This window comes from Streptomyces sp. NPDC026092 (assembly GCF_040638605.1).
Lineage (GTDB): Bacteria > Actinomycetota > Actinomycetes > Streptomycetales > Streptomycetaceae > Streptomyces.
On record NZ_JBEZYN010000028.1, the window covers coordinates 1 to 15,763 of the forward strand.

Annotated in this window: 2 protein-coding genes; both read left to right on the forward strand. The window is 76.9% G+C overall.

Features of this window, described 5'->3' with window-relative positions:
• Positions 1-129 precede the first annotated feature (129 nt).
• A complete protein-coding gene (locus AB0F56_RS32380; protein WP_362016332.1) occupies positions 130-4,887 on the forward strand; it encodes an SDR family NAD(P)-dependent oxidoreductase in 4,758 nt (1,585 codons plus the stop codon).
• 2 nt (positions 4,888-4,889) lie between these two features.
• Positions 4,890-15,761 carry a type I polyketide synthase gene (locus AB0F56_RS32385; protein WP_362016268.1) on the forward strand — a complete coding sequence of 3,624 codons (10,872 nt, stop codon included), beginning with the start codon at positions 4,890-4,892 and terminating at the stop codon, positions 15,759-15,761.
• Positions 15,762-15,763 lie beyond the last annotated feature (2 nt).

The window sequence follows — 15,763 nt, forward strand, 5'->3', positions numbered from 1 at the left end:
GGGGGGGGGGGGGGGGCCCGCGGGGGGGGCCCGGGGCGCCCCCCCCCCCCGCCGGCGCCCGCCCCCCCCCGGCCCCCCCGGGGGCCCCCCCCCCCCGCCCCCCCCCCCCCCCCCCGGCTCCTGCTCGACCTGGTCCGCGGCCATGCCTCCGTGGTCCTCGGCCACGCGGACGGCGACGCCGTGACACCCGGTCACGCCTTCAAGGAGCTGGGCTTCGACTCGCTGACGGCGGTGGAACTGCGGAACCGCCTCGCCGCCGCGACCGGTCTGCGGCTGCCCGCGACGCTGGTCTTCGACCACCCGAACCCGCGTGCGCTCGCCGAGCACCTGCGCGGCGAGCTGCTGGGCGAGCGGAGCGCACCGGTCGCGGCCGTCGCCGTCGGCACGGCGGGCGACGACCCGATCGCCGTCGTCGGCATGTCCTGCCGCCTCCCCGGCGGCGTGGAGACGCCGGAGGACCTGTGGCGGCTGCTCGTGGAGGGCCGTGACGCGCTGTCCCCGTTCCCGGGCGACCGGGGCTGGGACGTGGAGGGCCTGTACGACCCGGATCCGGAGCACGCGGGGACGTCGTACGTGCGTGAGGGCGGGTTCCTCGACGGTGCGGCGGAGTTCGACGCCGGGTTCTTCGGCATCTCGCCGCGTGAGGCGCTGGCGATGGACCCGCAGCAGCGGCTCGCCCTCGAGACCGCCTGGGAGGCCGTCGAACGGTCGGGCCTCGACCCGAAGTCGCTGCGCGGCAAGGACGTCGGCGTCTTCCTCGGCACCAACGGCCAGGACTACGTGTCCCTGCTCCGGCCGGGCGTCGAGAGCGCCGAGGGGTACGTCGGCATCGGCAACTCCGCGAGCGTGCTCTCCGGCCGTATCTCGTACGTCCTCGGCCTGGAGGGCCCCGCCGTCACGGTCGACACCGCGTGCTCGTCCTCGCTGGTCGCCCTGCACTGGGCCGTCCAGTCGCTGCGTACCGGCGAGTGCTCGATGGCGCTCGTCGGCGGTGTCACCGTGATGGCGACCCCGGACGTGTTCGTCGACTTCTCCCGCCAGCGCGGCCTGGCCGTCGACGGCCGGTGCAAGGCCTTCTCCGGGAGCGCCGACGGCACGGGCTGGTCGGAGGGCGCGGGCATGCTGCTTGTGGAGCGGCTCTCGGACGCGCGCAGGAACGGGCACCAGGTCCTGGCGGTCGTCCGTGGCACGGCCATCAACCAGGATGGCGCCTCCAACGGCCTCACCGCGCCGAACGGCCCCTCCCAGCAGCGGGTCATCCGCCAGGCGCTGGCCAACGCGGGTCTCGAACCGTCCGAGGTGGACGCCGTCGAGGCGCACGGCACGGGCACCACGCTGGGCGACCCGATCGAGGCGCAGGCGCTGCTGGCGACCTACGGCCAGGACCGCGCCGAACCCGCGTGGCTCGGCTCGGTCAAGTCGAACCTGGGCCACACCCAGGCCGCCGCGGGCGTCGCGGGCGTCATCAAGATGGTGCTCGCGCTGAACGCGGGCGAACTGCCGCGCACCCTGCACGTCACCGAGCCGTCCCCGAAGGTCGACTGGTCGGCCGGCGCGGTACGGCTGCTCACCGAGCCGCGGCCCTGGCCGGCGGGGCGGCGTCCCCGCCGCGCGGGTGTGTCGTCGTTCGGCGTGAGCGGGACCAATGCGCACGTCGTGATCGAGGAGGGCGAGCCCACCGAGCCGGTCGCACCCGTGGGGGCCGCGACACCTGTCGCGTCGGGCCCCGACGCCGTGGTGCCGTGGCTGCTGTCGGCGCGTACGGAGACGGCCCTGCGGGCACAGGCCGAGCGGCTGCACGCCTTCGTGACGGCCCACCCCGAGGTGCGTCCGGCCGACATCGGCCTGACGCTGGCCACCGCGCGGTCCCGCTTCGAGCACCGCGCCGTGGTGGCCGCCGCCGACCACGACGGACTGCTGGCCGGCCTGGCCGACCTCGACCCGGTCGTGGCCGGGGAGGACGGCTCGACGGCGTTCCTGTTCACGGGGCAGGGTGCGCAGCGTCGGGGTATGGGCGAGGAACTGGCTGTGGCGTTTCCGGTGTTCGCGGAGGCGTTCGACGCGGTGTGCGCGGAGTTCGACACGGTCCTTGATCGTCCGTTGCGTGAGGTGATCGCTTCGGGTGAGGGTCTGGACGACACGGCGTACGCGCAGCCCGCGCTGTTCGCGGTCGAGGTCGCCCTCTACCGGCTCCTGGAGTCGTGGGGCGTACGCCCGGACCACCTTGTGGGCCACTCCATCGGTGAGTTGGTGGCCGCGTATGTGGCGGGTGTGTGGTCGCTGCGGGACGCGGTGACCGTCGTCGCCGCTCGTGGGCGGCTGATGGGGGCGCTGCCCGTGGGTGGTGCGATGGTGGCCGTGGAGGCCTCTGAGGAGGAGGTCGTTCCGTCGTTGGTCGTGGGTGCGGGGATCGCGGCGGTCAACGGGCCGTCGTCGGTCGTCGTCTCCGGTGACGAGGAGGCGGTTCTCGCCGTCGCGGCCCACTGGTCCGAACAGGGCCGCAGGACCAAGAGGTTGACGGTCAGTCATGCCTTCCACTCGCATCGGGTGGAACCGATGCTCGCCGAGTTCGAGCGCGTCCTCGACACCGTGGCCTACGGCACGCCCGCGATCCCGGTCGTGTCCACGGTGACCGGTGCCGTCGACGACATGGGCACACCCGGGTACTGGCTGCGCAACGCGCGGGATGCCGTGCGGTACGCCGACGGTGTCGCCGCGCTGCGGGCCGCCGGGGCCACCACCCTCGTCGAGGTCGGCCCGGACGGTGTGCTCGCCGCGCTGACCGAGGGCGCCGTGGCCCTGCTGCGCAAGGGCAGGCCCGAGGCGCTCGCCCTGGTCGAGGGGCTCGCCCGGTCCGGCGCGGCCGTCGACTGGCCGGCCTTCTTCGCCGGCACCGGGGCGCGCCAGGTCGACCTGCCGACGTACCCGTTCCAGCGCACCCGCTTCTGGCCGGAGACTCCCGAGCGGCCGTCGGCCGACCCCGTCGCGTCGTGGCGCTACCGCGTGCGCTGGGAGCGGGTCGACGGCCGGTCCGAGAAGCCGCTGCTCGGACGCTGGGTGGTGGCCGTCCCGGCCGCCCGCGCGGATCACCCGCTCGTACGGGCGTCCCTGCGCGGTCTCTCCGAACGGGGCGTGGACGCCGTCGAGTTGGTCGTACCCGAGACTCCCGACCGGGCCCGGCTCGCCGAGCGGGTCGCGGGCCCTGTGGACGGTGTCCTGTCGCTGCTCGCGCTCGGCCAGGACGGCACCGCCGCCACCCTGGTGCTCGCGCAGGCGCTGGGCGACGCCGACTCGTCCGCACCGCTGTGGTGCGTGACCGCCGACGCCATGGGCGTGGCCGAAGGCGACGTCGCCGACCCGGCGCAGGCGCAGGTCTGGGGCCTCGGCCGGGTGCTGTGCCTGGAGGCGCCGCACCGCTGGGGCGGCCTGGTCGACATGCCCGCCGACCCGGACGGCGACGCCGTCGGCCTGCTGTGCGACGTGCTCGCCGGGATCGACGGCGAGGACCAGGTGGCCGTGCGCGCCACGGGCGTCCTCGGCCGCAGGCTCGTCCGCGCGACCACCCCCGCACCCGAGGGGTGGCGTCCCACCGGCACCGTCCTGGTCACCGGCGGTACGGGCGCCCTGGGCGGGCACGTGGCCCGCTGGGCGGCCCGCTCGGGCGCCGACCGTGTCGTCCTGGTGAGCAGGCGAGGACCGGCCGCCAAGGGTGCGGCGGAGCTGGTGGCGGAGCTCACCGCGCTCGGTACCCGAGCCGTGGCCGAGGCCTGCGACGCGGCCGACCGCACCGCGCTCGGCGCCCTGCTCGACCGGATCGCCGCCGACGGACCGCCGTTGACGGCCGTCGTACACACGGCGGGCGTCCTCGACGACGGCGTGCACGACTCCCTGACCCCGCAGCGGCTGGCGACGGTGCTGCGCGCCAAGGCCGACGCCGCGACCGCGCTGCACGAGCTGACGGAGCGTCTGCCCCTGGAAGCGTTCGTGCTGTTCGGCGCGCTCGGCGGTGTCGTGGGCGGTGCGGGACAGGCGAACTACGCCGCGGCCAACGCCCACCTCGACGCCCTCGCCGAGCGCCGCAGGGCCGCGGGCCTGCCCGCCACCTCGGTGGCGTGGGGCGCGTGGGCGGGCGGCGGCATGGCCGACGCGGACGAGGTGCGCAGGCGGCTGGACCGCGACGGCCTGAGGTCCATGCACCCCGAGCGGGCCGTCGAAGCGCTCAGCCGGGAGATCGCCGGCGGCGACCCGGCCGTGGTCCTCGCGGACGTGGACTGGGCGCGGCTCGCGCCCTCCCTGCACGCCGTACGGCCAAGCCCGCTGATCTCCGGCATTCCCGAGGCCCACCGTGCCGTCGCGCCGGGTGCGGGCGCGGCTCCCGCCGAGGCGGAGCTGCGGCAGCGCGTCGTGGGCCTGTCGGCCGCCGAACGCGGGCGGGTCGTCCTCGACCTGGTCCGTACCTCGGTCGCCGCCGTGCTCGGGCACCGGGACCCGGCGGCCGTCGACACCGAACGCGGCTTCCTCGACCTCGGGTTCGACTCGCTCACCGCGGTGGAGCTGCGCAACAGGCTGACCCGGGCCACCGGGCTCACGCTGCCGCTCACGCTGGTCTTCGACCACCCCACCGGGGACGACCTGGCCGCGCATCTCGCGGCCGGGCTCGCGCCCGCCGGGACGGCGCCGTCGGTGGCCGACCTCGACCGGTTCGCCGGGCTCGACCCGGCCGCGGCGGACGAGGCGACCCGCGCGAGGGTCACCGCCGAGCTGCGCCGCCTGCTGGGCGAGTGGACGCCGGTGACCGCCGGGTCCCCGGCCGCCGCCGACCAGTTGAGCACGGCATCCGCCGACGAGATCTTCGATTTCATCCAAAACGAGCTCGGGAAGTCCTGAACGTGGAGAACGAGAGCAAGCTGCTCGACCACCTGCGGTGGGTCACGGGCGAGTTGACCCAGGCGCGCCGGACGCTGCGCGAGACGGCCGAACGCGCCGCCGAACCCGTCGCGGTGGTCGGCGCGGGCTGCCGCTTCCCCGGCGGCGTCGCGTCCCCCGAGGACCTGTGGCGGCTGCTCGCGGAGGGCCGTGACGCGCTGTCCCCGTTCCCGGGCGACCGGGGCTGGGACGTGGAGGGCCTGTACGACCCGGATCCGGAGCACGCGGGTACGTCGTACGTGCGTGAGGGCGGGTTCCTCGACGGGGCGGCGGAGTTCGACGCCGGGTTCTTCGGCATCTCGCCGCGTGAGGCGCTGGCGATGGACCCGCAGCAGCGGCTCGCCCTCGAGACCGCCTGGGAGGCCGTCGAGCGCGCGGGGATCGACCCGAGGTCGCTGCGCGGCGCCGACGTCGGCGTCTTCCTCGGCACCAACGGCCAGGACTACATCTCCGCCGCGCGGCCCGTCCTCGACCGCGTCGAGGGGTACGCGGGCACAGGAAACGCGGCCAGCGTCCTGTCCGGACGCCTCGCCTACGTCCTGGGTCTCCAGGGCCCGGCGGCCACCGTCGACACGGCCTGCTCGGCGTCGCTCGTGGCGCTGCACCTCGCGATGCGGTCCCTGCGGTCGGGGGAGTGCGCGATGGCGCTCGCGGGCGGTGTGACCGTCATGTCCTCGCCCGCCACGTTCGTCGAGTTCTCCCGCCAGCGCGGTCTGGCGCCCGACGGCCGGTGCAAGCCGTTCGCGGCCGCCGCCGACGGCACCGGCTGGGGCGAGGGCGCGGGCGTGCTCCTCCTCGAGCGGCTCTCCGACGCCCGCCGCCTCGGCCACCCGGTCCTCGCCGTGCTGCGCGGCTCGGCCGTCAACCAGGACGGAGCCAGCAGCGGCCTCACCGCCCCGAACGGCCCGGCACAGCAGCGGGTCATCAAGGCCGCTCTCGCCGACGCCAGGCTCTCGCCCTCCGACGTGGACCTCGTCGAGGCGCACGGTACGGGCACGGTCCTCGGCGACCCGATCGAGGCGCAGGCGCTGCTCGCCGCGTACGGCGCCGAACGGGCCGAGCCGCTGTGGCTGGGCTCGGTGAAGTCCAACCTCGGCCACACGCAGGCCGCGGCGGGTGTCGCCGGCGTGCTGAAGGCCGTACTCGCGCTGCGGCACGGCGTGTTGCCGAAGACCCTGCACGTGGACGCCCCCACGCCGAAGGTCGAGTGGTCGGCGGGCAACGTACGGCTGCTCGACGAGGCCCGCGCCTGGCCCGCGGGCGACCGGCCGCGCCGGGCCGGCGTGTCCGCGTTCGGCGTCAGCGGCACCAACGCGCACGTCATCGTGGAGGAGGCGCCCGCCGCCGAGCCCGAGCCCGAGCGCGCGGACGCGGCCGGGCCGGTGCCGTGGGCGCTGTCCGGCCGCACCGAGGACGCCCTGCGCGGCCAGGCCGCCGCGCTCCTCGCGCACCTGGCCGAGCGGCCCACCGCCGAGCCGCGCGACATCGCCCTCGCCCTGGCCACCACCCGGTCCTCCTTCGAGCACCGCGCCGTCGTCGTCGGCGCGGACCGGGCAGAGCTGCTGCGCGGTACCGCCGCCCTCGCCGCCGGGAACCCCGCGGCGGGCGTCGTCCGAGGCCTCGCGGGCGGACCCGGCCGGGTCGCCTTCGTCTTCCCCGGGCAGGGGGCCCAGTGGGTCGGCATGGCCCTCGAACTGGCAGCCGCCTCGCCCGAGTTCGCCGGCCGCCTGGACGAGTGCGCCTCCGCGCTCGCCCCGCACGTGGACTGGTCGCTGCGCGAGGTCCTCGCCGACCCGGCCGCGCTGGAGAACGTCGACGTCGTCCAGCCCGCCCTGTGGGCCGTGATGGTGTCCCTCGCCGCGCTCTGGCGCGCCCACGGCGTCGAGCCGGCGGCCGTCGTCGGCCACTCGCAGGGCGAGATCGCCGCCGCCTGCGTCGCGGGCGCGCTGAGCCTCGAGGACGCCGCCCTGCTGGTCACCGCCCGCGCGCGGGCCCTGCGCGCGGTCGCGGGCCGGGGCGGCATGGTGGCGCTGCCGCTCGCCCAGGACGCCGCGCGCGAGCTGCTGGCGCCGTGGGGCGAGCGGCTGTCGGTGGCCGCCGTCAACGGCCCCGCCGCCACCGTCGTGTCCGGCGACGCCTCGGCCCTGGACGAACTGACGGCCGCGGCCGACCGCGACGGACTGAGGGCCCGGCGGATTCCCGTCGACTACGCGTCGCACTCCGCGCAGGTCGAGGCCGTACGCGCCGAGGTCCTCGCCGCCACCGCCGCGATCCGGCCCCGCGCCGCCGACGTCGCGTTCGTGTCGTCGGTGACCGGCGGCTTCCTCGACACGACCGGCCTCGACGCCGCGTACTGGTTCCGCAACCTGCGGGAGCCGGTCCGCTTCGACACCGCCACGCGCACGCTCCTCGACGCGGGCTACGGCACGTTCGTCGAGGTCAGCCCGCACCCCGTGCTCACCGCCGCCGTGCAGGAGGCCGACGACAGGGTCCTCGCCGTCGGTTCCCTGCGCCGCGGCGACGGTGGCCCCGCCACGTTCCTCGCCTCGCTCGCCGAGGCCGCGGTACGGGGCGTGCCGGTCGACTGGACGGCCGCCCTGCCCGGGGCGCGGCCGGTGCCGCTGCCGACGTACGCCTTCCAGCGCGAGCGCTACTGGCTCGACGTGCCCGCCCAGGACCAGGGCGGGGACGCGGAGTTCTGGACCGCCGTGCGCGGCTCGGCCGACGACCTCGCCGCCGCGCTCGGCGCGGGCGACACCGAGCGGGAGCCGCTCGCCGCCGTCCACCCGCTCCTCGCCGCCTGGCACGAGCGGCACGCGGACGAGACCGCCGTCGACTCGTGGCGCTACCGCGTCGACTGGACGCCCCTGACCGTCTCCGGCGCCCCGGCCGGCCGCTGGCTCGCCGTGCTCCCCGAGGGCGACACCTGGGCCGACACCGTGGCCACCGCCCTGTCCGCCCGTATGGACCTCGTCCGTACCACGGCCGATCTGCTCGCCGGCGTGGGTGACCTGGGCGGCTACGCGGGCGTCCTGGTCCTGGTCGCGCCCGGCGATCCCGAGCCGCTGCCCGGGGTACTCGCCCTGGTGCAGGCCCTCGACGGCGTTCCGCTGTGGTGCGTGACCAGCGGCGCGGTCGCCGTCGGGCCCTCCGACGCCGTGGGGGACCCGGCGACGGCGCAGGTCTGGGGTCTCGGCCGGGTGGCCGCCCTGGAGCGGCCCCGGGCCTGGGGCGGTCTCGTCGACCTGCCCGCCGAGGTCGACGGACGCGTGGCCGACCGGCTCGCGGCCGTCCTGGCGGGCGACGAGGACCAGGTGGCCGTCCGCGCGTCCGGCGCGTTCGGCAGGAGGCTGCGCCGCGCCCCGGGCGGCCCCGGCGGCGCCGACTGGCGTCCCGAGGGGACCGTCCTGGTCACCGGCGGCACCGGCGGCCTCGGCGCACACGTCGCCCGCTGGCTCGCCGGCGCCGGTGCCGAGCGGCTCGTGCTCACCAACCGGCGCGGCCCCGACGCGCCCGGCGCACGGGACCTCGTCGCCGAACTGACCGCGCTGGGCGCGGCGGTCGACGTCGTCGCCTGCGACTCCGCCGACCGCGACGCGCTGGCCCGGCTGCTCGCCGAGCACCCCGTCGGCGCCGTCTTCCATCTCGCGGGCATCGAGCGGTACAAGCCGCTCGCCGACGTGACCCCGGACGACCTCGCCGAGGTCGCCGCCGCCAAGGTCGCGGGCGCACGCCACCTGGACGAACTGACCCGCGACCAGGATCTCTCCGCCTTCGTGCTGTTCACCTCGGGTGCGGGCGTCTGGGGCAGCAGCGGCCAGTCCGCGTACGCCGCCGCCAACGCCCACCTCGACGCGCTGGCGCTGCGGCGCCGCGCCGAGGGGCTGCCCGCCACCGCCGTGGCCTGGGGCCACTGGGGCGGCGCGGGCATGTCCGATGGACCCGCACGCGAGCAGATGGCCCGCTGGGGCCTGCCCGCCATGGCACCCGAGCGCGCCGTCGCGGCGCTGCGCGGGGCGCTCGGCAGGGACGAGGCAGCGCTGGCCGTCGCGGACATCGACTGGCCGGTGTTCGCCTCGACGTTCACCGTGGCCCGGCGCAGCCCCCTGCTCGCCGGCCTGCCCGAGGCCGCCGAGCCCGCCGCGCCCGAGCCGGCGCGGGACGGCGCCGTACCCCTCGACCGGGCGGCCCTCCTCGACCTGGTGCTCGGTGAGACCGGGGCCGTACTGGGCCACACGTCGGCCGCCTCGCTCCCCGAGGGCCGCGCGTTCCAGGAGCTGGGCTTCGACTCGCTGACCGCCGTCGAGCTGCGCAACCGCCTGCGCGACGCGACCGGCCTGAAACTGCCCGTCACCCTCGTCTTCGACCACCCCACGCCCGAGGCGCTCGTCGACCATCTGCTCGACCGGCTGCCGGGCGCCGCCACCGGCGCCGTCGTCGCCGAGCCGGCCACGCGGACCGCGATCGAGGACGACCCGGTCGTCATCGTCGGCATGGCCTGCCGGTTCCCCGGCGGCGTCGACTCGCCCGAGCGGCTGTGGGAGCTGGTGCTCCAAGGCCGCGACGCGATGGGCGGCTTCCCCGCCGACCGAGGGTGGGACGTCACCGACGCGGGCTACGAGAAGGTCGGCGCCTTCCTCGACTCGGCGGGCGCCTTCGACGCCGGGTTCTTCGGCATCAGCCCCCGCGAGGCCGTCGGCATGGACCCGCAGCAGCGGCTCCTCCTGGAGACCGCGTGGGAGGTCCTGGAGAGCGCGGGCATCGACCCCCGTTCGGTGCGGGGCAGCAAGACCGGTGTGTTCGTCGGCTACGGCGGCCAGGACTACCTGACCAGTCTCTACGGCACGCCCGACGAGCTGCAGGGCCATCTGCTCACCGGCACGTCCGGCAGCGTGGTCTCCGGCCGGCTCGCCTACGTACTGGGCCTGGAGGGCCCGGCGGTCACCCTCGACACCGCCTGCTCGTCGTCGCTCGTCGCGCTGCACTGGGCCGCCGCCGCGCTGCGGTCCGGCGAGTGCGACCTCGCGCTCGCGGGCGGCGTCACCGTGATGGCCACCCCCGGCGTCTTCGTCGAGTTCGGGCGGCAGGGCGGCCTGGCCGCCGACGGGCGCTGCAAGGCGTTCGCCGACGCCGCCGACGGCACCGGCTGGGGCGAGGGCGTGGGCCTGCTGCTGGTCGAGCGGCTGTCCGACGCGCGCCGCAGGGGCCACGAGGTGCTTGCCGTGCTGCGCGGCTCCGCCGTGAACTCCGACGGCGCCTCCAACGGGCTGACCGCGCCCAACGGCCCGTCGCAGCAACGCGTGATCCGCGCCGCGCTGACGGGCGCGGGACTCGCGCCGTCCGACGTCGACGCCGTGGAGGCCCACGGCACCGGCACCGCCCTCGGCGATCCCATCGAGGCACAGGCGCTGCAGGCGGCGTACGGGCAGGACCGGGACCGTCCGCTGCTGATCGGTTCGGTGAAGTCGAACCTCGGCCACACGCAGGCCGCGTCCGGCGCCGCGGGCGTCATCAAGACCGTCCTCGCGCTCCGCCACGGCACCCTGCCCGCCACCCTGCACGTCGACCGCCCCTCCACGGCCGTCGACTGGAGCCTGGGAGCCGTCTCCGTCCTCACGGAGGAGACGCCGTGGCCCGAGACGGGCGCGCCGCGCCGCGCGGGTGTGTCCTCGTTCGGCGTCAGCGGCACCAACGCGCACGTCATCCTCGAACAGGCCCCGCCCGTCGAGGACATCAGGCCCTCCGGGCCTCTCGACCCCGCCGGGGACGTCCCGTGGGTGGTGTCCGGCCGGTCGCCCGAGGCGGCGCTCGCCCAGGCCGAGCGGCTGCGCGCCCACGTCGCCGTGCACGCGGACGCCGACCCGGTGGCGGTCGCCCGGGCGCTCGCCACCACCCGTACCGCCTTCGAGTACCGCCTCGCCGCCGCCGGTTCCGGCACCGACGAGCTGCTCGCAGGCCTCGCCGGAGCCCGGCCCGTCGCCGCGCGCCAGGGGCGTACGGCGTTCCTGTGCACCGGCCAGGGCGCGCAGCGCGTGGGCATGGGCGCCGAGCTGTACACCGCCCACCCCGCCTACGCCGACGCGTTCGACGCGGTGTGCGCGGAGTTCGACCGCCTGCTCGACCGCCCGCTGCGCGACCTGGTCCTGACCGGCCCCGCAGAGGTGCTCGACCGTACGGAGTACGCACAACCCGCGCTGTTCGCCGTCGAGTTCGCGCTTGCCGCGCTGCTGCGCTCCTGGGGTGTCGTCCCCGACCTGATCGCCGGGCACTCGCTCGGCGAGATCACCGCGGCGGCCCTCGCGGGCGTGCTGACGCTGCCCGACGCGGCGGTGCTCGTGGCCGCGCGCGGCAGGCTGATGGGTGCGCTGCCCGAGGGCGGTGCGATGATCGCCGTGGAGGCGACCGAGGAGCGGGTGCGACCGCTCCTCGGCGACGAGGTCGCACTCGCCGCCGTCAACGGACCGCGCTCGCTGGTCCTGTCCGGCGCCGAGGCCGGCGTCACGGACGCAGCCGCGCGGCTTGCCGCCGAAGGGGGCCGGACCAGGCGGCTGCGCGTGTCGCACGCCTTCCACTCGCCGCTGATGGAGCCGATGCTCGCGGAGTTCCGTTCGGTCGTGGCGGGCCTCGAGTTCCGTACGCCGACGGTGCCGGTGGTCTCGGCGCTGACCGGTCGCCCGCTCACCGCCGACGACGTCCGCTCGCCCGACCACTGGGCGCGGCACGTGCGCGAGACCGTGCGCTTCCACGACGCGGTCCTCGGGCTGCGAGCGGCGGGCGCCGTCCGCTACCTGGAGATCGGCCCGGACGGTGTGCTCACCGCGATGGCGCAGGGCACCCTGGCCGAGTCCGACGGCGCCGGGGCAGGTGAGGAGCGTGAGCCGCTGACCGTGCCGCTGCTGCGCGCCGACCGCCCCGACACGGCCGCGCTCACCGACGCGCTGGCCCGTGCCCACGCCGACGGTCTCCCGCTCGACTGGGCCGCGTACTTCGCCGGCCGGGGCGGCGCGCGCGTCGCCCTGCCCACGTACGCCTTCCAGCGCGAGCACTACTGGCTGCCCGCCGCTCCCGCCGCCGACCTCCGGAGCGCGGGTCTGTCCGCCGCCGGACACCCGCTGCTGGCCGCGGCCGTCGACCTGCCGGACGGCGGCGCCGTGCTCACCGGGCGGCTGTCCCCGTCGGCGCGGCCGTGGCTGGCCGAACACGTCGTGCGCGGCGCGGTGCTGCTGCCCGGCACGGCCCTGCTGGAGCTGGCGCTCGCCGCCGCCGACCGGACCGGCGCGGGCGGCGTGGAGGAACTGACGCTCGAAGCGCCGCTGGTCCTGCCCGTGGACGGCGCCGTGGAGGTACGCGTCACCGTCGGTGCCGCCGAGGACGACGGCCGCCGGGCGGTCGCCCTGCACGCGCGTACCGACGGGGACTGGACCCGCCACGCCACCGGCGTGCTGGGCGAGGTGCCCGAGGCCGGGCCTGCGGCGGGGGAGTGGCCGCCCGCGGGCGCCGAGCCCGCCGACGTCGCCGCGATGTACGCGGGGCTCGCCGACGCGGGCTTCGGCTACGGGCCCGCGTTCCAGGGCCTGCGCGCGGCGTGGCGACGTGGCGAGGGCCCGGCGGCCGAGGTGTTCGCCGAGGTCGAGCTGCCCGCCGGGGTCGCCGACGCGGACCGCTGCGCGGTGCACCCGGCCCTGCTCGACGCCGCCCTGCACGCCATTGGCGTCGGCGGCCTGATCACCGACCCCGCGCACGGCGGTCTGCCGTTCGCGTGGACCGGCGTACGGGTGTTCGCCCGTGGCGCCCGGGCCGTCCGCGCCCGTCTCTCCCGTACGGGTGAGGCAGGCGCCCTCGCGGTGGAACTGTCCGACGCCGACGGCCTGCCGGTGGCGGCGATCGGCTCGCTGCGCCTGCGGCCCGCCGCGGCGCCCGCCGTGCCCGACGCGCTCTTCGAGACCCACTGGGTGCCCGTCGAGCCCACCGGTGCCCCGGCTCGTCGCTTCGCCCTGACCGGGATTCCGGCAGGCACGTCGACCGGTGCCGACTCGCCCGACGTCTCCACGCTCGTGGACGGGCTGCGGGCCGCGGGCGCCGAGGTCGGCGCGAAGGCGCCCGACACCGTACTCCTCCCGGTCGTCGCGGACCCCGGTGCCGATCCCGTGGCGGATTCGCACCGGGTGACGGCCGAAGTCCTCGCGGTCCTGCGGAACTTCCTCACCGACGACGGGGACGGGGCCGGCGCCCGGCTCGCCGTGGTCACGCGCGGCGCCGTCGCGGTGTCCGCCGACGAACCCGCCGACTTCGCCGCGCGCGCCGCGTGGGGCCTCGTGCGCTCCGCCCAGGCGGAGCACCCCGACCGGATCGTCCTCGCCGACCTCGACGGCACCCCCGAGTCGGCGCGCGCCCTCGCGTCCGCGCTGACCTGCGGGGAGCCCCAGGTCGCCGTCCGGGCGGGCGCGGTCACCGCGCCACGGCTCGCACGCGCGGGCTCCGACGCGATCGTCCTGCCCGCCGGCGGGTGGCGCCTCGAAGCCGGCGCGAACGGCACGGTCGACGCTCTGTCCGCCGCCCCCTGCCCCGAACCGCCGCTCGCGGTGGGCGAGGTACGCGTCGCCGTCCGGGCCACCGGCGTGACCTTCCGCGACGTGCTCACCGTGCTCGGCCTCTACCCGGGCGACCCCCAGCCGCTCGGCGTCGAGGCGGCGGGCGTGGTCACCGAGGTCGGGCCCGGCGTGGACGACCTGGCCCCGGGGGCCCGGGTGTTCGGCCTGCTCCCCGGGTCGCTGGGATCCTCCTGCGTGGCCGACCGGCGCCTCGTCGTGCCGGTCCCCGCCGGGTGGGGCTTCGCCGAGGCGGCCGCCGTGCCGTCCGCGTTCCTCACCGCCTGGTTCGGCCTGCGCGACGTCGCAGACGTACGCCCCGGAGACCGGGTGCTCGTCCATGCCGCCGCCGGTGGTGTGGGCATGGCCGCCACCCAACTCGCCACGCTCTGGGGCGCGGAGGTCTTCGGCACCGCCAGCCCCGGCAAGCACGACGTGCTGCGCGCCGCCGGTCTGGCGGACGACCACATCGCCTCCTCACGTACGACCGACTTCGCCGAGCGCTTCAAGGCGGCGACCGGCGGGCGCGGGATGGACGTCGTCCTCAACTCGCTCGCGGGCGAGTTCGTGGACGCGTCCCTGAGCCTGCTCGCGCCGGGCGGCCGGTTCGCGGAACTCGGCAAGACCGACATCCGTACCGGCCTCGACGTCTCCTACCGGGCCTTCGACCTGGTGGACGCCGGCCCCGACCGCATCCAGGAGATCCTCACCGAGGTCGTCGAGCTGTTCGCGGCCGGCGCCCTGACGCGGCTGCCGGTCCGTCAGCTGCCCGTCGGCCGGGCCAAGGAGGCGTTCCGGCTGATGGCGCAGGCCCGCCACATCGGCAAGGTCGTGCTCACCACGGCTCCCTACGGCGACGGCACCGTCCTCGTCACCGGTGGCACCGGCACGCTCGGCGGGCTCGTGGCGCGGCACCTCGTCGCCCGGCACGGCGTACGGAACCTCGTCCTCGCCGGCCGACGGGGCGCGACCGCTCCCGGCGCCGCCGAACTGACGGCCGACCTGACGGCCCTGGGCGCCGACGTACGGGTGGCGGCCTGCGACGTGGGCGACAGGGACGCGCTGGCCGCCCTGCTCGCGGGCATCGAGCCGCCGTTGACGGCCGTGGTGCACGCGGCGGGCGTGCTCGACGACGGCGTCGTCGGCTCGCTCACCCCCGAGCGGCTCTCCGCCGTGCTGCGGCCGAAGGCGGACGCCGCCTGGCATCTGCACGAGCTGACCCGTGCGGTGGACCTCTCCGCGTTCGTCCTCTTCTCGTCGGCCGCCGGCACCTTCGGCGGCCCCGGCCAGGGCAACTACGCCGCCGCCAACACCGCTCTCGACGCGCTCGCCGAACACCGCAGGGCCCTCGGACTGCCCGCCGTCTCCCTGGCATGGGGTCCCTGGGCGGCCGAGAGCGCCATGACCGGCGGTCTCGGCGACGGCGACCGCGCGCGGATGTCCCGGGGCGGGATCCGTCCGCTGGCCTCCGCGGACGCGCTGGCGCTGCTCGACGCCGCCTGCCGCACCGGGTCCGGCGCGCTCGCCGCGATCCGCCTCGACACCGCGGCGCTGCTCCGGCAGGCGGGCCCGCTGCCCGCCCTCCTCGGCGGCCTGGTCCGTCCGCCCGCCCGGGCGCCGCGCACCGACGCAGCCGCACTGCCCGCGCGGCTCGCCCCTCTCGGCGAGGAGCAGCGACGCCGTGCGGTGCTCGACGTCGTCCGCGGGCACGCGGCGGCGGTGCTCGGCCACGCCAGGGCCTCGGCCGTGGACAGCACGCGTGGCTTCCTCGACGCGGGCTTCGACTCGCTCACCGCCGTCGAGCTGCGCAACCGGCTGAAGGACGCCACCGGACTGCGGCTGGCCGCGACCGTGGTGTTCGACCATCCGACCCCGGACGCCCTGGCCCGGCACATCCTGGCGGAACTCGTGGTGCCGTCGCAGGCCGGCCGGACACCGGCGGGCGCGGGCCCGGCTGCCGGTGGCGACACGGGCGCCGACGGTGGCCGCGACGGGGACGACGACCAGGACGGCGCGTTGCGCCGCGCCATCGCGGCCATCCCGCTCGACCGGCTCCGATCGGCCGGACTCCTCGACGAGCTGGCCCGTCTCGCGGGAGTCACGGTGCCGCCGCCGGCCCGCCCGTCCGACCCGGACGGCACGCAGGACGGCACGCGGGACCCCGCCGCGCTCCTGGACTCGCTGGACTCCATGGGCATCGACGACCTGCTCAAGATCGCGAACGACAATCAGCTCCGCAGGGATTGAGG